Below are 26,359 nucleotides of genomic sequence, written 5' to 3' on the forward strand. Positions count from 1 at the left end.
GATAAAACCGCTGCCTCTTCGACCATTGAAGAGGCGGCGGTTTTTTATGTTTTATTCTACTGAGAATCGTATTGCAACCTATAATTTCCCACTATATAATAAATCAACCACATCTATACGGGGCAAGGGGAGAGACAAAAATGACAGCGACAGAGATAGCGACCGCAAAGCAGGCAGTCGAGGCGATCCGCGGGTTATGGGCACAAGGTTCAATTCGGGAATTGCACAGATTTCTTGGAGAACTGGAAACTGAAGATGATTTTTACCGGTTGATCCGGTTGACGGATCAGGCGGATTTATATACGTACAGCCACCTGTTGGCAACGCAGGCGCATAAGCGTTTCGGGACGCTGCGGACATTTACTTGGCAATGCTCACGCCTATTGGAAACCGGCCGCAGCCTGGAAGCGGAAGAACGCATGGTGGGCAGGCTGCAGGGCATTTCGTCCGGCAATGATTCGGCGGAAGAGCTGGCATTGGCGCATCAATTGCTGCTGCGGGTGTTTGCGCAGCTGAACCGGCTGCCGGAAGCGAAAGCGCAGCTTGATCGCTACGCCGAGTACAAGGGCTTTGTCTGGCCAGATCTCAAAGGCTTTTATTTTATTCACAGCGGGGAATGGCTGGCAGCGGAACAGGTGCTGGAAAAGGAACTGGTTGATGCCGTCACCGAACGGAGCGACTATGTCCGGCTGTTGTATGCGGATGTGCTGGCGATGACCGGGCGCCAAAAAGAGTCGCTCGCTGTTCTTGAACGGGGCCAGGAGCTGGATCCGGACAACTGGACTTTCCGCGGGGACATTATCCGGACGCTGTTCTTCCTCGGGCATTACGAAAAAGCGCTCGATGGGATGGCGCAATATAATGAAGAAAATCCATTTCATGTGTTTCGTCCGGCATGGATTCAGGTGGCGGCGGAATGTTTGTACAAACTCGAGCGCTGGGAAGAGCTGGAGGCATGGGTCAGCACGCACGGCAAAGAGCTTGGAAAAACAATCTATGGCAAAGGTGAAATCCGCCGGGACGCCAAGCGCCGCGAACTGCGGTTGACACCGAACATCCAAAAGCTCAATTACTGTGTCCCAGCATCGCTTGCGTTGATGCTGGAAGCTTATGGCATGAAAAAAGGGCAGGACGAAATCGCGGAGCATGTTTTTGATGTGACGGGATCAGACTTGCAGAAAACCATGCAATACATGGAGTCGCTCGGGTTCACGGCACGTTATTTCAAAGGGACGATCGACCTGTATAAGCGGCTGATCGACGAGGGCATCCCGGTGCTGCTCAGCATGATAATCGAAAACAATGCACATGTGCAGGTGGTGATCGGTTATGACGACCGGCTGCAGGCATTGATCATCCAGGATCCGAATGACCTGGGACCGTTTTTATTGTCCTATCAGGACGTCGCAGACACGTATAAGCTGAGCGATTCTTTGAGCATGCTGTTCGTAACCTCTGAGCAGGAAGAGTTGCTGGCTCTCTTCGACAGCAAAGAACATGAATTCTTCCATGGCCTGTTCACCATTTGGAGTTTGGAGGAAAAGACCAAAGACAAAACCGCAGCGGTCGATTTTTTGAAAGCGCATCCGGACGAGCGCTACGGTGCGGTGGTCGGGCTGGTCACCCAGTTTTCGGAAGAGGCAAAAGCGCTTCATCCGGTATGGCTCGATAAGCTCCACCGGGATCTGGGCGCGGAAGATCCGGAAGTGGCGCTCCTGGCAGCGCATATGCACTACCAACGGGAAGAAACAGAACAGGCACTCGAAAACCTGGTGCGCGTCAAAGAGAAGAACTCTCCATATGCGCTGTTTTTGAAGGCGGCGATTTTGATGAGCCGCGGTGAACACCAAAAAGCCGTGCCGTTCCTGAAGCGGTCGATCGAGCTGGATCATTATCAGCCGGCAGCCTACAGCCATCTGGCACGCTGTTACCTGGAAACCGGCAAGACTTATCAGGCGTTCAAATGGTCGAGCATCGCGCTTGAACAGGAGCCGTCGGACGTCTTTGCCCGCATTACGCACAGCCTGATCCAATACGAATCGGGAGCTTACGAAAAAGCATTGGCGCGTTTCCGCGAGCTGTCGGCGGAACATCCGGAAGACGGTTATTTCATTTACGAAATGGGCCGCTGCCTGCTGCTGTTGGGGCAGGAGGAAGAAGCCATCGCAGCATTTGAACGGGCACGGGACATTGATTCCAAAGAGCCTTTCGCCTATTTGCGGATTGCTGAAATCCATATGGAAGCGAAAGATTGGCAGCAGGCGAAAAACGTCATCCGCTCAGGCATCGACCAATGCGGGCCGACCGATGTGCTGCATCAATATTTGGGGCATATTGCCATGGAACAGGAGCAGTACACAGAGGCGGAAGCGGAATACCGCAAGTCGCTCGAGTTGGATCCGGCCGATTTGTTTACGGTGACGCATATCGCCCATGCGCTGCTCAAGCAACAGCGGACTGGGGAAGTGCGGAGATTGGTCCTGCAGCGTGCAGACGCCGGAGACACCGATTATTTTGTCCGCAACGGGGCCATGCTGTGGCAGGAATCGCAGGACGACGCCGGCAAAGCGCTGGCGCTGGAGCTGCTCGAAAATGGCATGGGCCGGGAAGCGCTGGATCTCCACGAAATGGCCGAGCAGTATGCAGAGTTTGGCGAAGCGCCGCAGTTTCGTGGCCGTCTGTTGGACACCTTTAAGCGTTTGCGTGTGAAAAATCCCGATCCCTTGCTGCTGTGTTATGAAGCGGGACTCTATGAACTTGAAGACCACCAGCGTTTTGCCGAGCTGTTGTACAGCCAGGCTGCGGATATGAATGGCCTGCATTTGGCCCATTACAACTTGGGGCTGCTTGCCGAAGGATCCGGAAAATGGAATAAAGCCCTTGTCCACTACACGAAAAGCGCTGAAGCGGACGCCGGATTTACAGCGGCTCACGAGGGGCTGATGCGGACCCATCTGGCGCTGGAAGACAAGCCCAAAGCCTTTACGGCAGCGTTGCATGTGCTGGAAAACGAGCCGCTGCCGCTTGATTTGAGCGAGCTGTTTGAGCTGGTCGACACGGAAGCGCAGATGAACGCGGTGGCGTCAGCGCTGCACAAAGTGTCGGCACAGGTGCCGGAAGAATGGCTGTTGTCGGCAGAAGCCCATCTGGCAGAGAAAAAAGGCGACGTGGCGGGAGCCGAGTCTTTATTCCTTCGGGCCGAAGCGGTCAATGGCGCGCTTCCTTCACGCTATCAGCATGCACAGTTTTGTGTGCGGCAAGGCGAAAGGAAGCGGGCAGTCGGCATGCTGGAAGAGCTGATCGCCGAACATCCGGACGAAGAAGGATTCTACGGGGAATACGTCCGTTTGCTGGTGGAGATGCGCAGGAGCGGCGACCTTCACAAACGCCTGAAAAAACGCTTGAAAGGCGAAGAGCTGGCAATGGCCGAAACCTATAGTGCCGATCACTTGACGGAGTGGTTGGATGAGCAGGACGAGCCCGAGCCAACAGGCTTTTTCAAGAAGCTGCGTGAAAAATCACGGCATATCGTGATGTTCTCCAACGCCATCGCGCTGTACCGGGACGCAGCGAAAAAATTCAAAGACAGTGAAGTGCCGGTGCTGCACCTTGCCGAGTTCTTTATGAATCGCGGCATGGCAGCAGAAGCCGCCGGCGAGCTGGAGCCATTCGTCAAACGGACCGGGCATACGGGTGCGGCCAAGGCGCTGCTTCAGGCAACTTTGCAGCAGGCCAATAGCAAGCAGTCCGAGAAGCTGCTGAAACGGGCCATCGAACAGGCGCAGGATCTCCATAAGAAACTGCCGGCGGATTTTGAAATTGTCTTGTGGCAAGGCGATATGGCTGCTATCCAAGAGAGAGTGGAGGGAGCGGAAGCCTATTACGAGCAGGCGATAGCCTTGAATCCATACCACAGCGAAAGCTATGTCCACTTGCTGCAGCTGCTGGCTGAGCACCGGCCGGACAAGGCGCGGCACTTTGAAAGCTGCCTGCCCGAAGAGCTGCTGGTCAACGAATGGATCCGCCTGTCGCTCGCCGTGAGTGAAATCACCACGGGCGACAACGCGGCAGCCACGGCACGCCTCACCGCGCTGCGAAACGACGAACCGGATTACCTGCCGGCCGATTACGAACTCGCCCGCGCTGCCATGAAAGCTGGCCAGTCCACTCGCGCCAAAGAACTGCTCAGCGCACTGTTCGCTAAAGACGGCGGCGAGCTGTTCATCGAAGCGGCAGTCGACGAGGAACTGTTTGAAGAGATAGTGGAAGAAGTTTTGGCGGTTGGGGCTTAGGGGCGTCGTAAAGGATGGAATTTTGCGTTTGATGGGCCACAACTAAACAAAAATCGACACCTTCGAAATCATTGGATTTCGAAGGTGTTTTTTGTTTCAGGAAAAGCCGACTTGGAATCACGCCAGAAAAAATAAGGCCCTCGAGTACAGAGCCTTATTTTCGGCAAGCTGTGTTAATTACCTGAAGACCAAGCCGCCGTCTGTGATGATGGCTTGTCCGGTAATGTAGTCCGCGTCATCAGAGGCGAGGAAGGAAACCAGGTTCGCGACATCTTCCGGTTCCTGGGGGCGGCCCAACAGAATATTTCCGGAAAACTGTTTGAACGCATCGCCAGGTTCCATGTGGTCGTAGTATTTCACCATTTCGGCATCAATTCTGTCCCACATCGCTGTTCCCGCTACCCCAGGACAATAGGCATTGACGCGGATATTGTGTTTCGCCAATTCCTTAGCGGAAGAATGGGTGAATGACCTCACCGCATGCTTGGTGGCTGAATAAGTCGACAGCATTTCGTAAGACTCATGCCCGGCAATACTGCAGGCATTGATGATTTTTCCTTTGCTGTCCTGCTTGATGAATTGTTTTGCCGCCGCTTGGGTGCCAAAGACCACTCCATTGACATTGATGGCAAACGTTTTGGTCAATTGCTGCTCATCAACATCCAGGAAGGGCGTCACGACATCGATTCCCGCATTATTAATAAAGACGTCCAATCGCCCGAACGCATTCACGGCTTCTTCCACTAATTGAAACTGATCGTCTCGTTTAGAGACATCGCCTTTTATGCCAATCGCTTCAAAGCCGTCGTTCTTGAATTCTTCTAAGGTTGCATTCAGCAAATCTTCATTGATGTCGTTCAGCACCACTTTGAACCCGTCTTTTGCTAAGCGCTGGGCAATTCCTTTTCCTAATCCACTGCCTGATCCTGTTATCACCGCTACCTTTTCCATAAAATACCTCCCTTAAATTAGACTGCAAGTCAGTTATACCAAAATTGATGTAAATTGCAAGAATATTCACTTATTTAAGATGGGGTAAATCTTATATTTATTTAGAGATAGAAGAGTTGTGAATGTATTAAAATGAAGCTGCAGAAAATAGACTTCACAAAAAGAGGCACCTCGTTTATAAAGAACGGCGTTGCCTCTTTCTAATAAAATGTTTTTCTTTACCCTCTAGCCGACTTGTAATTGTTATACTCCGGCACCACGGAGCGGTCGACATACATGTGGAAGAACCATTCGCCGGCTGAAAGGACCAATGCCGATACCAGTGCTGGCGCAACCATCTCGAAATTCTGCCCGGTCAACAGCCAGCCGATCAGCCAAATGACCAGGAACGCCGTGACAAAATCAACGAAGGTCGCAATGCTATTGCGCGTCGACTGATTTTCCGGTTTGCCGGCGTTCAAGAAAATCATGATGTCGCCCATTGCATAGGACAAGGCGGTCAGCGCCAAACTGATCAGCAGCGTGTCAACGAACGATACATCGAAGGCCAAGGTCAGGACAATTAACAGGACAGCGGCCACCATCACAAATTTAATCGCAAGTGCAAGAAGATGTCTCAATGGTTTTTCCTCCTCCAATAAGTTCTCGTTACCAAAGATTTACCCGCTTTCGCAGGGAGTATGCCAAAATGTGAAAATAACAGAGAAAACCGCCTCTTCCATTTCTGAAGAGGCGGTTTTTACTAGTTACCGTACATTCATTTCATTCGGATGGGAGCCTTTGCGGCGGTCTTTGTTGAGCTCGTTGATTCCGTTCATCTCGGTTTCCGTCAATTCAAAATCGAAGACATTGAAATTCTCCTCGATGCGTGACGGCGTGACCGATTTCGGGATCACAATCGTCCCGTTCTGCAGATGCCAGCGCAGCACAACTTGAGCCGGTGATTTGCCTTTGGCATCAGCGATTTTCTGGATAGTCTCGTCTTTCAGCACGTCGCCGCCCTGGTCAAGCGGGCTCCAGGCTTCAACGAAAATATCATGCTTGGCGCAGAATTCTTTTAAATCGTTTTGCGCCAGGTAGGGATGGCATTCGACCTGGTTTAGGACCGGTGGAATGTCGCATTCCGCAAGCAAACGCTCAAGGTGCTCGACTTCAAAGTTGCAGACGCCGATCGCTTTGACGCGGCCATCTTTATACAGCTGCTCCAACGCTTTATAAGTATCAATATAATTATCGAATTCCGGAGTCGGCCAGTGGATCAGGTACAAGTCCACATAGTCGAGGCCAAGGCGCTCAAGGCTTTCCTCAAATGCGCGCAGGGTATTGTCGTAGCCCTGGTCGCTATTCCAGACTTTCGTGGTGATGAACAAATTCTCGCGCGGCACGGAAGTTTCCTTCAGCGCTTTGCCGACACCTTTTTCATTTTTATAGATCATCGCAGTATCGATCGATGTATAGCCCGTTTCCAGCGCTTTCGCTACCGAAGCAGTCGCCTGATCGTCTTCAACCTGCCAGACACCAAAGCCCAGCTGCGGCATTTTTATTCCGTTGTTCAGTGTAATAAAATCCATTATGCATTTCTCCTTTTGTGTTGTTCTGTTTAGAGTAAATGTTTACCCGTTACTTCGCAACTCTAAGCATTTTTTCGTAGGTTGGAAATTTATCGGAAGCAACCATAGTGGATTCAAGCTAATTATGGAAATACGATCCATTCTACACAATATACGATCCGTTGGACAAAAAATAGGATCCATACTAGATTAAATACGATCCATTACGCCTCAAATATGATCCGCAGCCCAAAATGACGCCTCAAAAGCGGAAAGCGCAGGCCTGCGCTTTCCCATGTTTTAGGCATTCGAGTTTTTAGAAAGCATCCGGTCCATAGGGAAGAAACCACAGTGGATTCAAGCCAATTATGGAAATACGATCCATTCTACACGATATACGATCCGTTGGACAAAAAATACGGTCCATACTAGATTAAATACGATCCATTACGCCCCAAATATGATCCGCAACCCAAAATGACGCCTCAAAAGCGGAAAGCGCAGGCCTGCGCTTTCCCATGGCTTTGCCATCCAAGGCCTCAAGTCTCCAGAAGGCATGATTATTTCCACCAGCAGCGGGTAAAGAGGAGCAACAACCATTCAGGAGGGATGCACCATGAGCAGAAACGACGAACAAAATAGAAATCCGGAACACAACAGCGACGCCGAAAGATCGACGTTCGATAAAGTCGTCAAGAAAACGAGTGAAATGTTGAGCGGCAGCGACGAAGGCTGGGAATCCAAAGGCAAAAATGATGTGCGCGAAACAGCGCACGACAAGTTCCGGAACACATCCGAAGAAGGCACAGTAAATGTCTCAGCGGGCGAGAAAACCAACCGCAATCCGCAAAACGATGATCGCACGCCTCTCAAGAATGCCAACAAAAAATGATCGCGCTAAAAGGATCAAATAGAACCCATTCCGCTGTTTGGAATGGGTTTTCTGTGTCAACTTGTGATAAACTTTTTCTAAAGGAAATTAATAGAATATTAAATTTTTAATTGAAAAATATAGTTTATTTGTCGGAAGGGGATGGATGAGGATGGCCAATAAAATGGAACGGATTGAACAACAAGCGTTGCAGCGCTATTTGGCATTCGAGGAACAGCACAGATTGGAAAAGGGTGCAGCAACATTACAGGAGCGGATGATGACGCGGTCGAGCATCATCAATCACCATGACAATTTGGCGATGGAGCGGATCATCAACCAGAGCGATCTGTTTCCGATTGCGCATCTGCAGGCGGGGCTCGATGTCAGCAAAGCGGTTTGCCGCATTGCCATACGCAGCCGCTCGGGCCAGCTGCAGAGCTACGGTACCGGATTTCTCGTGGCGCCGAATCTTTTGCTGACCAACAATCATGTGCTGGAAACTCCGGAAGCGGCGATGTACGCGGTGGTGGAGTTTAATTACGAGGACGATGTCCAGTTCATGCCGCTCGATATCATCAGCTTCCGCCTGGATCCGGAAGCGCTTTTTATTACCGATGAGGCGCTGGACTTTACGCTGGTGGCGGTGGAGGAAAGCAATCTCCATGCCTTTCCGCTGACCGATTTCGGCTACCTGCCGCTGCTGCCGAAGCCGGGGAAAATTCTCGAAGGCGAGTACGTGACCATCATCCAGCATCCGAACGGCGGTCCGAAAGCGATCACCATCCGGGAAAATGAAGTCAAGTTCATCTCTTCCGATTTTGTCCATTACGTCAGCGATACGGAGCCGGGTTCATCGGGCTCGCCAGTCTTCAACGATCAATGGGTGGTCGTTGCGCTGCACCACGCCGGCGTGCCGGATCCGAAAGACAACGCACGCTGGATTGCCAATGAAGGTATCCGCATCAGCTCGATTATCCATCATCTCAGCCAGGCGCGGAGCCGATTGGAAAATGAACGCGCGCGCAAATTGCTGGACCAATTATTGGCAGTCGCCATGCCGGGGGCAGCGGCAGAGCCCATGGAAGTCGGGATTCTGGAGGCGGATTGGTACGAGGACGCTTCCGGCTACGATCCGGCATTCCTCGGCACTGGGTCCAATGTGCCGCTGCCGGTTTTAAGCGCGGCGTTAATGGAAGATGCAGCACAGGCCACTGATGGCAAAACCGTCCTTGATTACACCCATTTCTCCATCGCCATGAGCAAATCGCGCCGGCTTGCGTTCTACACGGCGGTCAATATCGATGGCAACCAGCTGGTGGATGTCAAACGGGGCAACGACCGCTGGTATTTCGATCCGCGGATTGACCGAGCCTACCAAATCGGTCCGGAATTTTACCAATCAAACGACATCGACCGCGGCCATTTGGTGCGCCGGCGCGATCCGAACTGGGGCATTGACGCGGTAAAGGCCAATGAACACACGTTCCATTTCACCAACTGCTCGCCGCAGCATAAGAATTTCAATCAAAAAGCCTGGCTGGATCTGGAGGATTACTTGCTCGACAACGCCCGCGAATCCGGCATGAAAGTTTCGGTGTTCACCGGCCCGGTTTTCCGAAACGACGACGTGGCTTACCGCGACGCCCAGATTCCGGACCAGTTCTGGAAAGTGGCGGTGATGCTCAAAGACGGCACCTCTCTATCTGCCACCGCTTATTTGCAGACGCAGGAAGATTTGATTGGCGGGAATTTGGAATTCGTCTACGGTCAATTCGAGACTTACCAAGTGCCGGTCGCGCGGATTGAAGAGCTCACGGGGCTTGATTTCGGCGGGCTCAAGGAAGCCGATCCACTGGCGGCAGGACCCGCAGCACGCATTCAGCGAAGAGAGGACATCCGTTTATGAAAATGATTTTGGAACTCGAAGGCGTCACGCGAAGACGAGACGAAAAAATCGTCTTGAATGACGTCGATTGGCAGGTCCGTCAAGGCGAGCATTGGGTGCTGTACGGCTTGAACGGCGCCGGCAAAACATCGCTCTTGGACTTGGTCAACGCCTACTTTTTCCCGACAGAAGGGAAGGTCACCGTGCTCGGAATGGAGTTCGGCAAGACCTATTTGGCGGAAAAGCTGCGCAGCCAGATCGGTTTCGTATCAGCGTCGGTGCAGCAGAAATTGCCGATCTACGACAATGCCTACGAAGTGGTCTTGAGCGGAGCGTTCGCCTCGCTCGGCCTCTACCAGGAAACGACGGAAAAGATCGACCAAAAAGGCGTCGACATCCTCCGCGAACTCGGCTGCCTCGGCTATGCCAACCGGAATTACCACACGCTGTCGCAAGGCGAAAAGCAGCGCGTGCTGATCGGACGTGCCTTGATGGCCGACCCGGAGCTGCTGATTCTGGATGAGCCGACGGCGGGACTCGATTTTATTGCCCGCGAAGAACTGCTCGAATCGATTGCCGCCATTGCCCAAAAGCCGGACGGTCCGACCATCATCTACGTCACCCATCATATAGAAGAAATTTTGCCCGAGTTTAATAAAACCTTGCTCTTGAAAGCAGGCAGCGTCTTCGCTTCCGGCGACACCGCCGAGCTGCTCACCAGCGAACGCCTCTCGGAATTTTTCGATTTGCCGGTCAACCTCGTCTGGAGCAACGGGCGTCCGCTGCTGTCGAAGGTCCGGAAATGAATGGCTAAGGGCGGGGTCCCAAGCGAAAACCGCTTGGAACCGGAAAGACTTAGCGGAAAGCGCAGGCTTGCGCTTTTCTGGGTTTGGGCATCTAAGGGATTTTGGATGGAATATCCATTTAACTGGAAGGAGTGGGCGGCAATACGACTCGCAGGGGCTAGAATACGTTCTATTAGAGGCAGAATACGACTCACAAGGAGCGAAATACGATTCACAACGATAAAAATATGATTTTACACGGCTTTTCACGTCATGACCCCTGCCTGACAAGACACCTTCTTGCCGGACAGGGTTTTATTCTGCTGAAAATCGCCTCTAAATTAACTGAACTGTCTGTGAACTGTGATAAACTGTCGGTAGACAACCCAGATTCTCACACCTTACCAAACTATCTGAATGGGAGGACTTGCTATGGCACAAGGCATTCACAGGATTTTAGAAGAGCGGGGGATTCAGGTACCCGAAGCGCATCAGGAAATGTTGGCGCAGCAGATGCAGGCGGTGCAGCAATTGCGCGACACGGTGGACAATTCACAGCTGAAGGATTTCGATATGGCGCTGACGCATGTACCAGGAGGTGAGCGGCCATGAATGAAGAATTAGCGGCGCAATCGATCGGGGAACTGGCGCCAAAACTGCGCGACAAACAGGTGTCGCCTGTTGAATTGACAGAAGCAGTTTTGGCGAACGTCGACGCTTTAAACGGAGAAATAAACGCGTTTATTGGCGTGCAGAAAGAACAGGCGCTGGAGTCGGCGAGGCAGGCGGAGCAGGAGATCCAAAGCGGCAATTATCGCGGCTTCCTGCACGGCATTCCGATGGCGCTCAAGGATATTTTGTATTTCAAGGATGAGCCGGCGACGATGGGATCGAAAATCCACAAAGGGTTTATTGCCGACTTTGACGCAACTGTCGTGTCGAAGCTGAAGCTGTCGGGCGTGACGTTCCACGGCAAGCTCAATATGCACGAGTATGCCTGGGGCGCGACGACGACCAACCCGCATTACGGCGCCTGCAAAAATCCGTGGGACCTCAGCAAGATTCCAGGCGGCTCGAGCGGCGGATCGGGTGCGGCGGTGGCGGCGAACATGACGATTGCTTCGCTCGGCACGGACACCGGCGGTTCGATCCGGATTCCGGCATCGAGCTGCGGCATCATCGGCTTGAAGCCGACGCATGGCCGCATCAGCAAATACGGCTGTTTTCCGCTGTCGTGGAGCCTCGACCACATCGGCCCGATGACGAAAACCGTCTTTGACGCCGCGCTGCTTTTGGAAGTGCTCGGCGGCTACGATCCGAAAGATCCGACTTCCGTCGACCGGCCGACGCAGAACTATTCTGGAGGATTGAATGAAGACGTCAAAGGGATGGTCATCGGCATCGAGGAAGGCTATTTCTTCAAAAATGTCGACAATCGTGTCAATGAAGCCGTCCAGCATGCGCTCCAGCAGCTGGAGAAACTCGGTGCGCGGATTGAACCGGTCCGGATTCCGTCACTTGCGCAGGCTGAATTTGCGGAACTCGTCACCATCACCACAGAAGCGAGCGCCATCCATCACGATAATTTGGTCAAGCAGCCAGAGAATTTCGGCGAAGACGTCCGTTTCCTATTGGAAGTGGGCGAGCTGATGTCCGGCGTTGATTACGTGCAGGCGCAACAGATCCGCCGCAAGCTGGATCTCGATTTTGCAGCGGCGTTTGAAAAAGTGGACGTCCTCATTACGCCGACCTTGCCGTTCCTGTCACCGCCGATCGGCGACAGCACCGTCGACATCAACGGCCAGGCGCTGAGCTTTTTGGACGAAGTCATCCGCTTTACCGGACCCGGAAATCTCACCGGCTTGCCTGCCATCAGCATCCCATGCGGCGTCCGCGACGGATTGCCGGTCGGCCTGCAGATCATGGGTCCGGCCTTCCAGGAGGAAAAAATCCTCAACGTCGCCTATGCAATCGAAAAGCTCGAGCTGATGAAAGGCCAAAAGCCAAGTTTGAAAGTGCTTGGCTAAAATACGACTCGTTGGGTGTGGAATACGATCCACAGCGTGCCCAATGCGATTCATAGCAAGTGAAATACGATTCACGGCGAATAAAATGCGTTCCGCAGCATAATAAATACGATTCTGAAGTGGAAAGCGCAGGCTTGCGCTTTCCTGGTCTTGGGCATTCAATGGGTTTTTCAAGCTACGGCCGGTATTATGCGGAGTTTGGACTGTATTTCAGCCGAACGGACAGTATTTGCTGCCGGTTGGCCCGTATTTGGCCCGATTCGGACTGTATATCCAATTAACTGGAAGAATCACATCGATTTTATTGCTATTTCAACAGGAAAGGGTGACCAATTTGGCCAATACGCATAAATTTCCGGAAGACCGCGTGCATTACACGTGGGATAAGGACCCACAGCCGGTGCTGACCATCGACAGCGGGGACCAGGTGGACTTTTCCACGCGGGAAGTGGCGGACAATCAATTCAATAAGGATTCCAAAACAGAAGACATCGCCACGCTCGACTGGGCAAAAGTTTATCCGCTCGCAGGACCGGTGGAGATCCGGGGAGCAGAACCGGGTGACACGCTGGAAGTGGAAATCCTTAATTTGACCCCGGGAAGCTGGGGGTGGATGGCGATTTTGCCAGGACTCGGCCTCTTGCCGGAAGAGTTTCCGGATGCTTACTTAAGAACTTTCGATTTAAGCGACGGCGAATCCATCCACTTCAGCGACACCATCAAAGTGCCGATCGCCCCGTTCCTTGGCACGATGGGTGTTGGTCCGGCTAACGCTGAAGGGCAAGCCATCATGCCGCCTGGAACTTTCGGCGGCAATATGGACACGCGGCAATTGACGGTCGGCACCAAGCTGTATTTGCCGGTGCAGGTGGCGGGTGCCATGTTCAGCTGCGGAGACGCCCACGCCGCGCAAGGCGACGGGGAAGTTTGCGTGACCGCACTCGAATGCCCGATGCAGGCCTCGCTGAAATTCCGCCTCATCAAAGGCAAGTCAATTCCGGCCCCGCAGTTTCAGACAGCTGGGGCGTTGACGCCGAAAGTCGACCACAAAGGCTTTTACGGAACAACCGGCGTCGGACCTGACCTGATGGAAGCGGCGCGCGATTCCATCCGCGCCATGGTGGACCACATTTCGGAGAATTATGGCCTTGAGCCGAAAGATGCCTACCTGCTATGCAGCCTATGCGTCGACCTTAAAATCTCCGAAATCGTCGACGCCGGCCAGTATATCGTGAGTGCCTTGCTGCCGCTTGCCGTATTTCAAGAGGGTGGATAAATGATGAAACGCTGCCGAATTTGGCGGCGTTTTTTTAGATTTACTGGCTATTATGGGTTCAGATTAACGCAGAAGAACGATTTTTGTTTAACGTTGATCTATGCCGAAACGGAAAAACTTTTTTTGTAAAGGGAGGCAGAACCATCTCTGCATGTTCGGATCTTTAACAAGACAGCAATTGTCATTTCATCACATCATTAAGCCCCCAGCGGCAATAAAATAAAAACTAATATCTAATATAAAATATAGAAGAAAAATCCAATAAGTAGATAATATTGACTAGTTATTTTGTATAGCAAAACATATAATAAGTTTATGGTGAATGGCGAGGGGCTGTTGGTTTGAAGTGTACAAATTGTGGAACAACCAATAAAGAAGAAGCAAAATTTTGTAAGGATTGTGGCAACCAGCTAGATGTAAAGCGCGGGAAGAGCAGCAGTTCAAGCAAAAGAAATATTTTAATTTTGTTTGTCTCTCTTATGGTTGCTGGCGGAGGCGGATTCAGCCTGCAGCACTATCTCTCAGGGAAAGAGGGAGAAGGCAATACTAATGAACAAAAAGCGGAAGTAAAGGGAAAGAGTACAAGTAAAAAAGAGATAATAAAAGAAGCGCAGAAAAAAGTATATACTATTATTACGGATGATAGTTTTGGCTCGGGCTTTTTGTTTAAAGAAAACGGAATGGTGGTCACTAACGCGCATGTAGTGGCTGGCTATACTGACGTTACAATCCGGGACAGTGAAGGGCAAGAATATAACGGCCAAGTAGTTGGAATATCAGATGTAGAAGACATTGCTTTGCTGAAAGTGGATGCTTTCAATGATTTGGAGCCATTGATCACGGAGATGGACGTTACTGACGTTGGAACCGAAGTCATCGCGTTGGGAAGCCCAAATGGTTTTGAAAACTCTGCATCGATAGGCTATCTTACTGGAATTAACCGGGACATTACGTTTGAGTTTCAATATGAAGATGTTTACCAAATTGATGCTCAAATAGCTCCAGGCAGTAGTGGAGGCCCGTTGATTAATGCGGAAAACGGCAAGGTGATCGGCATCAATTCGCTGCTTTACAATGAAGGCAATGCAATTGGCTTTTCTATTCCTCTACATTCTGTTTATGATTCGTTGTTGGATTGGGACAACCGTCCAATGTCTGCGAATGAAGTTTCAGCATTGTTTGGTGTTTACACTGACTATGAAACCAGTGCTGAAAAGCACACAAACGAGGAAGGAAACAGCGGATCATATGGTTCCGGCTCTTCAATTACTGAAGAGGAAGTAGTGGAGTTTCTTAGCGATTACCGTTCTTATTATGAAATGGCTTTATCTGAAGAAGAGTTTTATTATGTTGAAGATATGCTTCTTTATGACAGTCCCATCTATTATGGAATTTCAAATTATATAGATCAAGTGACCGGCAGCGGAATGATTTTCGATTTTGAAGATTTTACTGTATTAGAGATAGATACTTATGCAGAATACGCACTCGTCCGAACGTATGAGTCTTTTGATTTTATGAATACGTCAGGTGAATGGACATTTGAAGAACGCTATAAAACTTATACGGTGGTAGTGGATGAATATGGTGATTATTATATTGGCGATATTGAAGGTGAATAATCGCCGGTTTTGATTGATGTAATCAAGTAGCTTAATGTCTATAATTTAAAAAGACTCAGTCAGCAATAATGGACTGAGTCTTTTTAGAATAAGCTATTGTTATTCGATATCGGTAGATAATTCCTCAATATTTGTAATGTAGTAACCGTTTTGGACATTCACCGTATATCTTTTCGTTTTATGATACCTGTAGTCATTCTCTTCAATGGTATAAAGGAAAACCTCGGCAGTATCCACCAGCATAGTAGTCGAATCTATGGCCTGAATATCAGTCACTACAGAAGAAATAAAGTCGTAATTATAATATTCTACTGTATTATAATGCTCTTCCATTTTTGCGATATATTCCGCTTGAATAGGGCTCGCAGAAGGGAAGAATGAAGAAATATAAGAAAATTCCCCATAGTTCAAAGCAGTTTCAAATTCATACCGGAATGAAGCGATTAAATCATGTAACATCATTTCATGGGTATCCAGCAACTTTTTCAGCTGTTTGGCTTCCAGCTTTTCACTTTTCTCTTCAGCAAGATTTTGTTGGACAAAATCAAAGGCAATATGTGCAGTTTCTCCTTCAACCATTATGGGGTCTGCTTTTACAATAATGCCGTCTTCATCTTTTGATTCAGCAGAAATTTCCACCGTTTTGTTGAAAGGAACCGGTCCAAAGTTTTTCATTTCTGATACGGTTTTTTCTGTAGATTTCCCATCAATCCAGAGAATGGCATCTGCTACGTCAGAAGTAATCGTAGTCATACCAGCTTCGAGAGTGGGATTTAGTTTATAGAGATTAGATCCATCTCCTCGTATTTCTGCGGTAGCCGTATTTTCAATGGGAGAATAAGAGCTGGCAGCAGTTGCTTTCCATTTATAATTTCCGGGAATGAACTTTCCAATTTCAATTTTCTCATCTTGATTTCCAGTGACGATCTTGTCATTTACTTCAATGGTCGTTTCATCTAGAAGAGTGGTTGCTTCAACAGTAACAGGATGAAGCAAAAGGGAGAATTCACTATATAAGCCGAATAAGACAGGGTCCTGGGTTACGGTAATAAATTTATTGCCTGCTGAGTCTGTAATAATGTTGGATAAGCCGTCATTTTCGAGAAGCTCTACTTCTGATTTCACCTGGTCCCGTATTTCTTTCCAGCCTTCTTCCTCAACAAAAGAGTAGAAGCCTTCAGGATCACTCACTACATTGTCGTCAAAGGTGAAATAAGAAAGAAATTGACTGTATTCACCTTGAGTATAAGCTTGGTTCATTTCGCTCAATAGTTTAGAAGAATCATATTTCACTTCTAAAAAAATATGTGTACTTACTAAAATGATAACAAGAGCAATTGCAGAAATAAGGATGGCGATCTTTTTCCTGGGAACTTTCTTTGTGCTGCCAGCCTTATTCAATGTGGAAGGCTGGTACCCTTCTTCGTGTTCAAACCCACAATTCAAACAAAATTTGTCAGTGGAATCTCTTTTCGCTCCACAATGAGAACAGTTCTTCATCTTACTTCCCTCCACTACGGTCTATTTAATATAAAAAAGAAAAGCGGGCTTCCCAAAAGAGATTCCTGGGATGTCCGCTTTTGTCTATAAAGCTATATGATTATGACTCAGTCAAATACCGCTTTAAAAATCCTCCTGCACTAAAGAAAACAAGGGCGTACAAAGCGGAAATCAGAAAGACAGAAATTAAATCCGAATGGACTTGAATACTCAAGGCTTCATCTGATTCGCCAAAACTTGTGCTTGATATAAACAATTTCAAACTGGTAAACAGCTTGACGATTACCATAAGCACGCCGTAAAAAGCGCTGAATTTAAGTAACTCGCTGATCTTCATGCGGTGAGTCGTATACAGGTAATACCCAGTCATGGCCAGTAAAGCTGCTGGCAATAAGAAGCTCAATTTTACCCATATTGGAAATGAATCCGTTATAAAAAACAAGTTGATAATATCACTCTGATTATCTGATAAAGACTCTAGTAAATGGAAAGTGTAGGATTCTGTTTCTCCAAACTCCCGCATACTCAAGTTGATGGGCAGGAAATGAGCTAAATCCCATATCCACATACTGAAGGACCCAAATAAGGCTATTCCATTCAACTCGAAATACTCAAAAAGATCTTCGGCAGCAGGGGAGGTACTCAGTGCGGTTAGAGAAATGGCTACCATTGAGAAGAGTCCGCCGAGAATCAAAAAGATGCTGAAAGCTAAATATTGTACATAAGAAGCTTTTGTTCTCAAATAGTTAAAAGTCTGTTTTCTGTAAACCATAAACAAAGCCGAAGAACCTGCAATAGCAGCAGCTAAAAGTAATCCGGAAAAGAAAGATTCAAATAGAGGAAACTTTCCTGCAAAACTTAAAGAAACATCGGCATACACACTTTCAAAATCGTTATCGTATTTGAATCCAGCAATAAAGGAGGAAATGGTTACGAATATACCGTAAAGAAAGCTAAAACCTAAAATCGATTGCCAAATTGGGACATTATCTTTCTTCGTATAAAAGCCTAATACAACGCCACTAAGCATCAACATTATAAATGTGATCAATAACAGTGGAGCGGAAAAATTTTGGGCATTGATATCAATGCCATACTGGAAAAAGTCACTTTCTTTCTCGAAAGCTTCTCCAGTCAATTCGAAATCTACCCCGTGCATAAATGAAATGTAAGTGAAAATGTTATAAATGCTCGGAAGGTCTAAATTTACTTCATATTCACTTTCAAATTCACTGGCAATATAATTTTCGAAAGAATTGAACTGGCCTCTAGTGATCTCGCCATCTGAAATTTCTATCATAGCGGTTTCTGCTTCGGTCTTTAAAAGGAATGCGGCAACAACTACTAACAATATAGAGATGCCGAGAGCCATTAAGATTGAAGTAAATGATGCTAGAGTGAACGATTGGATTTTAGTATTGTGCATAATTGCTGAGTTGACAGGTGTTTGTGGTTGTTGAATTTTTTTGGCTGTTCCAACTTTTGATGTGCTGTTGGATTCTCCACAATGGTGGCAATATTGTGCTGCAGATGTTATGGGATTTCCGCAACCGGCACAAAATCCTTCGCTTTTATGGTGTACAGCAGAAGGGAAAGCAGCTATTAGTGCTTGTCCATCATTTGGGCAATAGTTAATGAATCCAGGGTGCTTGGAACCGCATTCTTTACAAAACATACGAGCCCTCCTGAATAGCTACAGTTGGATTTCCACAACACGGACAAAATAAAGCGGAATGAGGTATTTCTTCCTCGCATTCTTGGCAACTTTTTAGTTCTTCTTCGGCTGTTTCCATAATAACTACGGGGGTTCCACAAGATCCACAGAATTTATCGGAAGGATTGACTTCCGAATTGCAGGAAGTACAAATATAAATATTTTGGGAGGAGGTTTTTAATTGATCTACTGCTCTCGCCTGCTGATAAATATTTTTATCGATGGCTTCAATATTAGTGGATATTTCCTGGAAGTCGGTGTCTGTAATTTCATTTAACCTTAGTTTTTTATGCACTTTATTGCCCATTAATACGATAAGCTCTTGACGCTTTTGCCGTAAAGCACTTAATGATTGTTCAATTTGGCTGATTTCCTGGACCGTTTGAAGTTTTTGCTTGCCTTGTTGCAGCGAATCTTGAATCTTGTTCAAGCTGCCACCTACTTTGTTTTGAAACTCATTCACCGAAATTCCTCCATTTGTAAAAGAATAGTTATTTATTAGTTAAATAATATCATATGAATTTAATATATAGAACTATTGTTTTATTATTTTTGTAAATTTCGTGTTCATAAAAAACTATTCATATGGTATATTTAGTAAAAAAGAATGAGGGAAGTAACGTGAAAAATTGTTCTAACTGCGGCGAAGAAAGAAAAGGTACAGAAAAGTTTTGTGTAGGCTGTGGAAGCCGTCTAGAAGAAGCTCCTTCTGAAAATGGAAAATTACAGAAAGAGAAAAAAAACAATCCACCTAAACGGAAGAAAACAAGAATCGCTCTTGTAGCTTCAGCGTTGGTAATTTTATTGGGATTGATAGGCAGCCATTTGTTTTTTCAGTCTAAATACGATGTTTCCAATACACTGGCTAAAATGAACCAGTCATATAGCGCAGGAGATAAAAGTAAGTTATTAAGTTACTTCGAGGTGTCAGAGAAAACTTCGAAAAGTGAGGAAGGGTTTTATTCTTTCGTAGAAGAAGAAGGCTGGGAAAGCATTCGTGATCAGATCAAATCAGAAGCTAATCGGTTAAAGGAGGAAGGACTCACCAATATTATCCTAGATTCTGAAGGCAATAAATTAATCTCGGTTCTGGAAAAGCCCGTTTTATTCGGTTTATATAATGAAGTGAGTTTTTTAATTCATCCGGTAACAGTTGAAATGGAGATGCCACTTGACGGTACGACGATCACGATGGCAGATGTAACTGTTAGAGGTGATAAAGGGGAAATCGTCAAAGTCGGAGATTTCTTGCCTGGCAGTTATGAGTGGAACGTTAAACTAGCCAGTGAGTATGGTGAAATTAAAGAAAAGGGTTCAACAGAAGTAGTGGGGAATGGCAAAAACAGTTATAATTTCACTCCTGAAGTTGATGCAGGCATGGTAAAAGTCACTTCGGACGTACCGGAAGCGATCTTATGGATTGATGGGAAGTCCACTGAAAAAATGGTTTCTGAAGTAAAGTCTTTTGGTCCTGTTCCGATGGATGGAACGATGGAAATCACTGCTGAAACCAAAGATGATAAAGGTGAAAAAGTAAAAGGGGAGCCATTAGCAATTGAGACTGATGCGGCACATATCCGCTTTGCGCATGTTCAGGAAAAAGTGACAGCAGAACGAAAACAACAGTTTGAAGAAAAGCAGCTTGAAGAACTTGTCGACGAACATGGCCAAGCTATTTCTTCTTTTGTAGATGAGTTCCGCTACTCGTTTGAATCAGCTTTAAATTATGCGGATTTTTCTTATATTGCTGCTTATTTTCCTACCGGCAGCAAAATACAGGAAGACTATTTGACTGATATCAACAGACATTCTGCAATGGATGAATCCTATTACTATGATTTTCAGTCTAATACAACAACAGGTATAGAAATCATAGACGAAAGCACTTTTGTAGTGACAACCGCAGAAATGTTCTATTTCGATTCTTATGAAGACCGTCTAAAATACAATAAAACGAAGGCTTACACTGTGATATTGCAAAACGGCCAGTATTATATTCAAGATATAAATCAAATTTCTTCAGATAAAGTAGAGATGTAAAAGAAGTTGATGAAAGAGCACAAGGATTTTCTTGGGCTCTTTTTTAGAAAATGAAATAAATAAAATATCACAGATTATTTACAAATTTTTGTAGACATAATAAGTCTTTTGAATTAATATTAAGGATAGTTGTTAAAAAAGAGGAGATTATTAGTATGGCCAAATTAGTGCCCTGTAAAGCGTGTGAGAAGGAAATTGCAAAAGGAGTTAAAAAATGCCCTAGTTGCGGGAAAGATCAGCGTAATTGGTTTATGAGACATAAAATCATGACAACAATTGGAGTTATTTTATTGTTGGGAATTTTTAGTACTTTAGGTGGAGGAAATGACGAACAAGAACAAGCTGCAACAGGAGCTGATGTTGAAGCTGAAGCAACAGAAGTTGCTGAGGAAAAAAATTATAAAGTCGGGGAATCTGTCACAGTAGATAACGTAGAAGTGGCTGTTACCGTTTTTGAAGAAATGGATACAATCGGAGACCCAGAGTTATTCGGGAAGAAAGCTTCAGAAGGCGGAACGTTGGTAGCAATTCAATACACAATGAAGAATATTTCTGATGAGCCGATTGGCATGTTCAGTTATCCAACTGTGAGTTTGGTGGATGAAAAGGAGACTCAATATTCATCGGATGTTGATGCAAGCGGTGCATACGCAGTTGAAACTGAAATTGACGACTCAAAAGTTTTATCTGACCTCAACCCGGATATCAGTGTAACCGATACAGAAGTTTATGAAGTATCAAAAGAGAAGTTTGCACAAGGTAAATGGTATATCCAAATTGGAGATACCAAAATTCAGCTTAAGTAACCAGTAGACTGAAATCTATACTACGCACTTGAATGATCAATTAAATAAAAGCATAAGGTGCAATTTTTGTGCTGATGAGATGGCCTCCCGAACTTTGAGTGGGGGCATCTTTTTTTTAGATTTTATTTTCCTAATGATTTCCCAGAAAATTTCATATTAGTTTTCTAAATTATCTGTATTATTTGCAAATTAAATGATAAAATAGAATCACGTTTATAAGGAATCAAAGTGGACTTGTCTATTTGAGGTGCGCTCTTCAACGTTTGAGGTGCGGTTCCCAACAATTAAGGTGCGGTCGACCAGTTTGCAGCTGGGATCTGGCTGCTTGAAGGAGATAGGAAATGAAAGAAATCGGCGGATATTTTGGCATGGAGGATTTGCGCAGCGAGGAATTTCACAGCGGTTTGCTGGCGCTTAACAGCGGCAGCAACGCGCTATTGTATCTATTGAAAGCACGCAAAATCAAGAAATTGCATATTCCTTATTACTTGTGCGACTCGGTCAGCGATCTATTGCGGAAGCATAACTACGAATTTGAATATTATCATGTCGATCAGGAATTTCAGCCTATTTTTGACAAACTGCTGGAGGCGGATGAATACCTGTATATCGTGAATTTGTATGGGCAGTTTACGCAGGGAAAAACCTTGGCCCTCAAGGAGCATTACGGCCAGTTGATTTTGGATCACATCCAGGCTTTTTTCCAGAAGCCGCTGCCGGGCATTGACACGATCTACTCTTGCCGGAAATTTTTTGGTGTGCCGGATGGAGCTTATTTGGCGACCGATGCGGTGCTCTATGAAGATCTCGACCAGGACGTTTCGAAAGATCGCATGGCGCATATTCTCGGCCGCTATGAAGGGAGCGCCAGCGATTATTATGCTGATTTTCGTTCCAGCAATGAGATGTTGAGTGACGTGCCGCTCCGGACCATGTCGAAATTGACACACAATCTGCTGGGGGCCATCGATTACGAACGGGCCTGCCGCATACGGAATGAAAACTATGCGTATCTGGAAAAGCAGCTGGGTGCAGAAAATCCCTTGAATCTGACTGTGCCGGAAGGGGCTTTCGCCTATCCTTTCCTGGTGGAAGACGGCATCGCAATCAGGAACAGGCTGGCCGAACAGAACATCTACATTCCGCTGCTTTGGCCGAATGTCATCGACGACTGTCCGGAAGAAAGTATTGAATACCAATACGCCGCCAACATCCTGCCCTTGCCCTGTGATCAGCGCTATGGCATAGAGGATATGGCTTATTTAGTGGAAATGGTGAAAGAGCAATTGAGTTGAATTTCCCTCCCAAATGAAAAAGAGAAGAAGCGCATCGGCTTCTTCTCTTTTTATGTTTCTCTTTATTCAAACCAATAGCCTTCAAAATTCTCTTTGAATACCCGGTAAGAAAACGTGCTCGCTTCATAATGGAATTGGGCAAGCAAATCGCCTTCCGTGCTGTATTCTTCCAGGGTCTTCGCCATGCCGCTGTTGACGACGATAGAGTCGCCGGTCACTTGGGCATTGCTGACGATGGAGGAGTAGGGGACGTCAAATTCCTGGACCCGGTCGTAGCTGCGGTTGTTTTCGTCGATCAGGTACTTGGTGAATTTAGAGCGGTCCTGGTCATTGGCTTCGAACGTCTGGCTGGTTTCGCGGATGACCGCGCCGTCATAATCGGGCCGGCTTTCGTACCACCAGTAATTATTATTGTACATATACAGGTAGTATTGGCCTTCCGGCAGGCTGTCGTCCGCCACATAGGTGACAGAATGCTGGCCCGCTTGGCTCGGGAATTCGCTGGACTTCTGGAGCCGCAGCTCTTCGCCTTCGGTGCCTGTCCAGACATCGTGGATGCCGATCAGGTAATTAATGGACGGTTGTGTATAAATATCATCGACTTTGATGATCGTCGAGTTTTCCCGTGCGCTGAGGATGACAGAGTTGCCCACCACATCGATGGAATTAAAATGGATCCAGTCCCAGACACTTTTCCCATCCGTTTCCACTGGCTTTGTCATTCCTTTATAGCCGCTCAGCAATTCATTGAAATCAATCAGCAGCTTTTGTTCGCCGGTGTCGAGGTCGATGCTCAGCACCAGGTCTTCGACAGTGTCTTTCGCGGGATCAGACACCAATGCCAGCACCTGGCCCTCATCGTTGATGACGAAATCATGGTGCATGACATAGCCATTGAGTTCATAGGTGTCGGTGATTTTGCCGAGCGGGTTCATCCGCGCCAGCTTTTGGTCAGTGGTGGTGAAGACCATTGAATCCTCGAAAGCCACCATCCGGTCCATGCGGTAATCCTCGGAAATGATTTCTGCCCGCAAGATGCCGGCATTATCAAAAAGGAAAGTATAGCCATTGTAATTGTTGATGCCCATCAGCGCGAATAAACCATCAGCGAGCTCGGTGTTGCCGGATGCCGCCGTCTGCTCCATGGTGATTGGGTAGCCGGAAGTGGTTTCAGGCGCGTCTACTTTGAATGAATACTCATCGCCGCGCGTCCCTTCTTCATTGAGATAAGAGACGGAAACCTGATTTTCTGTGCCAGGCACCAAGCCGATCAACTGATATTCGGCGACAGTGGCCGCGGCGTTAGCGTCTTTTGCAGTACGTGTGAAATCAGCTGTGCCTTCTGCAGAAATCGTGTAAGTCAAAGTACCGGAATCCGCTGCCTGAAAATAAAGATAGAGCCCCGTTGTATTCGTTCCGAACGGATTCATCACAGCCAGCGGCTCTTCAATGGCGTAGTTTTCCATATCTTTTAAAGCATCAAGTTCTTGTTCAAGCTCATCGACGACTTTCAAATCATAGGCAGAACTCGAAGCGCTCACACGGGTATCGAGGAATGTCAGCTCCTGCACGGGCACTTCGATTTCTCCGTGATCTTCAATTTTCACTTTCTCCGTGCAGCCGGCAAGCAAAGCCGCAACCAGCAGAAAAACCGTAGGCAGCCAAATTTTTTGTGTCATATAGTAATCCTCCAGTAAATGATGGTAATCTGTAAATCATAGTAACTTTACCATAAATAAAGAAGTTAATTCAATTTAATGATGGATTTTTATTATTTTATTCGTTGGGATTTAAAGGGTTTTGAAATCTTTGTGGCGAATCATTCTTGAAGTCAAAAAAAGGGAGTGTTTCCAATGGCAGAAGAAAACAATGTGCAGCCCGGCTCCATCATTTCTGCAGATTTGACCGTCCATCACGCTGAAGGGGTCCGTGATTTTTATAAGCAGGTCATCGGCTGGCAGCACAGCGATTTTCGGATGGGGGATTATAACGATTACATGATGAACACGCCGGACGGCAAACCGGCAGCCGGCATTTGCCACCAGGCAGGTGCCAATGAAGGCCTTCCGCAGCTTTGGATCGTCTACTTTGCCGTTTCCGATTTAAAGCAAAGCCTCCAAATGTGCCGAGACCGCGGCGGCATCGTGCACCAGGAACCGGAAGGCGCGGTCGCTTCCGGCAGCTATGCCATCATTGAATACCCGGCCGGCGCTTTCTGCGGCTTGAGCCAGATCTGAGAAAGCTGCCGAAAAGAAAGAGCGGAAAGCGCAAGCCTGCGCTTTCCCATGTCTGGGCATCCGGCGGTTTTGGGGTGTTTGGCCGGTATTGGGCTCCGTTTGGCCCGTATTCTCGCCAGTTGGCCCGTATTTGCATGAGTTTGGACTGTATATGGTCCGTTTCCGACTGTATATCCAACTGCCTGGGAGATGCTCATGCGGCGGCGTGGCTATTTGGCGGAAGAGAGCCCTACTGCACCATACTTAATACGCTTCCGGACTAAGGTGTGAGGCGTATGTGAACGCTTACCCTGTTTATTTGGAGTCCACCATAAAAACTGCTTATATCTTTTCCGAAATATGGTATGATGCAGAATAGATCAGCTATACGGAAACGATATGAATATATTAACTCACTCGACAATTTATGAAGGTTGTCCGGTCGATTCTGTATGAAATGTCAATTATCAGCCGGTCAGGATTTTACATCATTCATCAATTGGAGGTTTTATTATGTACACAATAGGATTTGTCATCAGCCATAAAAACAATGAAAAAAGAAGAGCGCTTCTGCCGAAGGACATGCCGAATATCAAGAATATCGAGCAATTATTTTTTGAAATCGGTTATGGCGATGCACTTGGCTATTCCGATGCAGAATACGAAGTTTCCGGTGCTCAATTCGTTTCACGTGACGAAGTGCTGAAATGTGATGCAATTGTCGACGTGAAGCTGGGCAATGCGGATTATTTCGATCAATTGACGCCCGGGAAAATTTTGGTCGGCTGGGCTCATGCAGTTCAGGACATCACATTTACGGATTCCGTACTTGCAGGAAACCACACAGTAGTTGCCTGGGAAGAAATGTTCGAAGACGGCCGCTATATTTTCTACCGCAACCGTGAAGTTGCTGGGGAAGCTGCGATTATCCAGGCTTACCAGTATTGCGGTAAAATGCCGTATGAAACGAAAGTGGCGGTTCTTGGAAACGGCCACACGACCAAAGGCGTGCTGCGCATCCTTCACGGTTTAGGCGCCGATGTGGATGTCTATGGCCGTAAGCTGGAGTCTTTGTTCATCAAGAACATGGGCCATTACGATGTGCTCGTCAACTGCGTCATGTGGGATACAACCCGCACAGACCGCATCATCTATAAGGAAGATCTGAAACGCTTGAAAAAAGGCGCGATGATCGTCGATGTCAGCTGTGACCCGAACATGGAGATCGAGACATCCCGTCCGTCTACCATTGATGAACCCGTCTATACAGTGGATGGCATCATCCATTACACCGTAGACAACACGCCGGCGATGTTCCCGCACACAGTCACGAAAGTGCTGAGCGAAGGATTCTCGCCGATGGTCGATAACTTTGTCGAAGGCAATTGGACTGAGATGATCCAAAATGCTGTGGTCATTGAAAACGGCCATATCATCGACCACCATATCAAAGAGTTCAGAGAAGCCAGAAACCTGTTGGTGAAATAATAAAATAAAGAGTCTTCTCCAGTGAAATCATTGATTTC

General features: G+C 47.3%; 20 protein-coding genes. 13 read left to right on the forward strand and 7 right to left on the reverse strand.

All coding sequences use genetic code 11. The annotated features are described in order from the left end of the window. The first annotated feature begins 140 nt into the window (after nucleotides 1–140). Complete coding sequence (locus tag AC1MEO_RS18045; RefSeq protein ID WP_480333072.1) at nucleotides 141–4,292, forward strand: tetratricopeptide repeat protein; 4,152 nt, start codon at nucleotides 141–143, stop codon at nucleotides 4,290–4,292. A 177-nt stretch (nucleotides 4,293–4,469) separates the two neighbouring features. On the opposite strand, the gene AC1MEO_RS18050 is transcribed toward AC1MEO_RS18045, so the two are convergent. The 3 genes from AC1MEO_RS18050 to AC1MEO_RS18060 all read right to left on the reverse strand — a co-directional run bounded on the left by AC1MEO_RS18050 (nucleotide 4,470) and on the right by AC1MEO_RS18060 (nucleotide 6,814). Continuing rightward, a complete protein-coding gene (locus tag AC1MEO_RS18050; protein WP_480333074.1) occupies nucleotides 4,470–5,243 on the reverse strand; it encodes an acetoin reductase in 774 nt (257 codons plus the stop codon). A 218-nt stretch (nucleotides 5,244–5,461) separates the two neighbouring features. Further along, nucleotides 5,462–5,863, reverse strand: a complete 402-nt coding sequence (locus tag AC1MEO_RS18055) for a DUF2512 family protein (protein ID WP_480333076.1) — start codon at nucleotides 5,861–5,863, stop codon at nucleotides 5,462–5,464. A gap of 126 nt (nucleotides 5,864–5,989) precedes the next feature. Further along, a complete protein-coding gene (locus AC1MEO_RS18060; RefSeq protein ID WP_480333078.1) occupies nucleotides 5,990–6,814 on the reverse strand; it encodes an aldo/keto reductase in 825 nt (274 codons plus the stop codon). Nucleotides 6,815–7,409: 595 nt separating this feature from the next. On the opposite strand from AC1MEO_RS18060, the gene AC1MEO_RS18065 reads away from it, so the two are divergent. The 7 genes from AC1MEO_RS18065 (at nucleotide 7,410) to AC1MEO_RS18095 (ending at nucleotide 15,262) form a co-directional block, all read left to right on the forward strand. Then, a complete protein-coding gene (locus AC1MEO_RS18065) occupies nucleotides 7,410–7,685 on the forward strand; it encodes a hypothetical protein (protein WP_480333080.1) in 276 nt (91 codons plus the stop codon). A 151-nt stretch (nucleotides 7,686–7,836) separates the two neighbouring features. After that, nucleotides 7,837–9,573 (forward strand): DNA/RNA non-specific endonuclease, encoded by a 1,737-nt coding sequence (locus AC1MEO_RS18070; protein ID WP_480333082.1) that lies wholly within the window; start codon nucleotides 7,837–7,839, stop codon nucleotides 9,571–9,573. Nucleotides 9,574–9,575: 2 nt separating this feature from the next. Beyond that, on the forward strand, nucleotides 9,576–10,358 hold the full coding sequence (locus tag AC1MEO_RS18075; RefSeq protein WP_480336136.1) for an ABC transporter ATP-binding protein: 783 nt from the start codon (nucleotides 9,576–9,578) through the stop codon (nucleotides 10,356–10,358). A 411-nt stretch (nucleotides 10,359–10,769) separates the two neighbouring features. Beyond that, the gene (locus tag AC1MEO_RS18080; protein WP_480333084.1) at nucleotides 10,770–10,949 is read left to right on the forward strand and encodes a hypothetical protein; all 180 of its coding nucleotides are present in this window, start codon (nucleotides 10,770–10,772) and stop codon (nucleotides 10,947–10,949) included. Further along, a complete protein-coding gene (locus AC1MEO_RS18085; RefSeq protein ID WP_480333086.1) occupies nucleotides 10,946–12,364 on the forward strand; it encodes an amidase in 1,419 nt (472 codons plus the stop codon). The genes AC1MEO_RS18080 and AC1MEO_RS18085 overlap by 4 nt, the downstream gene beginning before the upstream one ends. Nucleotides 12,365–12,698: 334 nt before the next feature. Further along, nucleotides 12,699–13,640 (forward strand): acetamidase/formamidase family protein, encoded by a 942-nt coding sequence (locus tag AC1MEO_RS18090; protein WP_480333088.1) that lies wholly within the window; start codon nucleotides 12,699–12,701, stop codon nucleotides 13,638–13,640. A 341-nt stretch (nucleotides 13,641–13,981) separates the two neighbouring features. Further along, nucleotides 13,982–15,262, forward strand: a complete 1,281-nt coding sequence (locus tag AC1MEO_RS18095; protein ID WP_480333090.1) for a trypsin-like peptidase domain-containing protein — start codon at nucleotides 13,982–13,984, stop codon at nucleotides 15,260–15,262. Nucleotides 15,263–15,361: 99 nt separating this feature from the next. Here AC1MEO_RS18095 and AC1MEO_RS18100 read toward each other — a convergent pair whose 3' ends face one another. The 3 genes from AC1MEO_RS18100 to AC1MEO_RS18110 form a co-directional block, all read right to left on the reverse strand. Continuing rightward, nucleotides 15,362–16,762, reverse strand: a complete 1,401-nt coding sequence (locus tag AC1MEO_RS18100) for a TcaA 3rd/4th domain-containing protein (RefSeq protein ID WP_480333092.1) — start codon at nucleotides 16,760–16,762, stop codon at nucleotides 15,362–15,364. Nucleotides 16,763–16,862: 100 nt separating this feature from the next. Continuing rightward, entirely contained in the window at nucleotides 16,863–18,437 is a 1,575-nt protein-coding gene (locus AC1MEO_RS18105) for a zinc ribbon domain-containing protein (RefSeq protein WP_480333094.1), read from the reverse strand. Further along, on the reverse strand, nucleotides 18,427–18,939 hold the full coding sequence (locus AC1MEO_RS18110) for a zinc ribbon domain-containing protein (RefSeq protein ID WP_480333096.1): 513 nt from the start codon (nucleotides 18,937–18,939) through the stop codon (nucleotides 18,427–18,429). The genes AC1MEO_RS18105 and AC1MEO_RS18110 overlap by 11 nt, the downstream gene beginning before the upstream one ends. Before the next feature lie 158 nt (nucleotides 18,940–19,097). Here AC1MEO_RS18110 and AC1MEO_RS18115 point away from each other — a divergent pair, with 158 nt between their 5' ends. The 3 genes from AC1MEO_RS18115 to AC1MEO_RS18125 all read left to right on the forward strand — a co-directional run bounded on the left by AC1MEO_RS18115 (nucleotide 19,098) and on the right by AC1MEO_RS18125 (nucleotide 22,617). Beyond that, complete coding sequence (locus AC1MEO_RS18115) at nucleotides 19,098–20,516, forward strand: TcaA 3rd/4th domain-containing protein (protein ID WP_480333098.1); 1,419 nt, start codon at nucleotides 19,098–19,100, stop codon at nucleotides 20,514–20,516. Between the two features lie 155 nt (nucleotides 20,517–20,671). Continuing rightward, nucleotides 20,672–21,322 carry a DUF4352 domain-containing protein gene (locus AC1MEO_RS18120; RefSeq protein ID WP_480333099.1) on the forward strand — a complete coding sequence of 217 codons (651 nt, stop codon included), beginning with the start codon at nucleotides 20,672–20,674 and terminating at the stop codon, nucleotides 21,320–21,322. Nucleotides 21,323–21,663: 341 nt separating this feature from the next. Next, nucleotides 21,664–22,617, forward strand: a complete 954-nt coding sequence (locus AC1MEO_RS18125; protein WP_480333101.1) for a hypothetical protein — start codon at nucleotides 21,664–21,666, stop codon at nucleotides 22,615–22,617. A gap of 62 nt (nucleotides 22,618–22,679) precedes the next feature. On the opposite strand, the gene AC1MEO_RS18130 is transcribed toward AC1MEO_RS18125, so the two are convergent. Beyond that, a complete protein-coding gene (locus AC1MEO_RS18130; protein ID WP_480333103.1) occupies nucleotides 22,680–24,296 on the reverse strand; it encodes an aryl-sulfate sulfotransferase in 1,617 nt (538 codons plus the stop codon). A gap of 174 nt (nucleotides 24,297–24,470) precedes the next feature. Here AC1MEO_RS18130 and AC1MEO_RS18135 point away from each other — a divergent pair, with 174 nt between their 5' ends. Beyond that, nucleotides 24,471–24,854, forward strand: a complete 384-nt coding sequence (locus AC1MEO_RS18135; RefSeq protein ID WP_480333105.1) for a VOC family protein — start codon at nucleotides 24,471–24,473, stop codon at nucleotides 24,852–24,854. 492 nt (nucleotides 24,855–25,346) lie between these two features. After that, nucleotides 25,347–26,321: a N(5)-(carboxyethyl)ornithine synthase gene (locus AC1MEO_RS18140; RefSeq protein WP_480333107.1), complete on the forward strand. Its 975-nt coding sequence runs from the start codon at nucleotides 25,347–25,349 to the stop codon at nucleotides 26,319–26,321. Nucleotides 26,322–26,359: the final 38 nt, after the last annotated feature.

Source organism: Planococcus sp. BI3 (genome assembly GCF_056680115.1).

What these genes read in the sequence shown, in the direction of transcription:
- AC1MEO_RS18045 (WP_480333072.1), top strand. Translation starts at nt 141, where the DNA reads ATGACAGCGACAGAGATAGCGACCGCAAAGCAGGCAGTCGAGGCGATC.
- AC1MEO_RS18050 (WP_480333074.1), bottom strand. Translation starts at nt 5,243, where the DNA reads ATGGAAAAGGTAGCGGTGATAACAGGATCAGGCAGTGGATTAGGAAAA.
- AC1MEO_RS18060 (WP_480333078.1), bottom strand. Translation starts at nt 6,814, where the DNA reads ATGGATTTTATTACACTGAACAACGGAATAAAAATGCCGCAGCTGGGC.
- AC1MEO_RS18065 (WP_480333080.1), top strand. Translation starts at nt 7,410, where the DNA reads ATGAGCAGAAACGACGAACAAAATAGAAATCCGGAACACAACAGCGAC.
- AC1MEO_RS18070 (WP_480333082.1), top strand. Translation starts at nt 7,837, where the DNA reads ATGGCCAATAAAATGGAACGGATTGAACAACAAGCGTTGCAGCGCTAT.
- AC1MEO_RS18075 (WP_480336136.1), top strand. Translation starts at nt 9,576, where the DNA reads ATGATTTTGGAACTCGAAGGCGTCACGCGAAGACGAGACGAAAAAATC.
- AC1MEO_RS18080 (WP_480333084.1), top strand. Translation starts at nt 10,770, where the DNA reads ATGGCACAAGGCATTCACAGGATTTTAGAAGAGCGGGGGATTCAGGTA.
- AC1MEO_RS18085 (WP_480333086.1), top strand. Translation starts at nt 10,946, where the DNA reads ATGAATGAAGAATTAGCGGCGCAATCGATCGGGGAACTGGCGCCAAAA.
- AC1MEO_RS18100 (WP_480333092.1), bottom strand. Translation starts at nt 16,762, where the DNA reads ATGAAGAACTGTTCTCATTGTGGAGCGAAAAGAGATTCCACTGACAAA.
- AC1MEO_RS18105 (WP_480333094.1), bottom strand. Translation starts at nt 18,437, where the DNA reads ATGTTTTGTAAAGAATGCGGTTCCAAGCACCCTGGATTCATTAACTAT.
- AC1MEO_RS18120 (WP_480333099.1), top strand. Translation starts at nt 20,672, where the DNA reads ATGGCCAAATTAGTGCCCTGTAAAGCGTGTGAGAAGGAAATTGCAAAA.
- AC1MEO_RS18125 (WP_480333101.1), top strand. Translation starts at nt 21,664, where the DNA reads ATGAAAGAAATCGGCGGATATTTTGGCATGGAGGATTTGCGCAGCGAG.
- AC1MEO_RS18130 (WP_480333103.1), bottom strand. Translation starts at nt 24,296, where the DNA reads ATGACACAAAAAATTTGGCTGCCTACGGTTTTTCTGCTGGTTGCGGCT.
- AC1MEO_RS18135 (WP_480333105.1), top strand. Translation starts at nt 24,471, where the DNA reads ATGGCAGAAGAAAACAATGTGCAGCCCGGCTCCATCATTTCTGCAGAT.
- AC1MEO_RS18140 (WP_480333107.1), top strand. Translation starts at nt 25,347, where the DNA reads ATGTACACAATAGGATTTGTCATCAGCCATAAAAACAATGAAAAAAGA.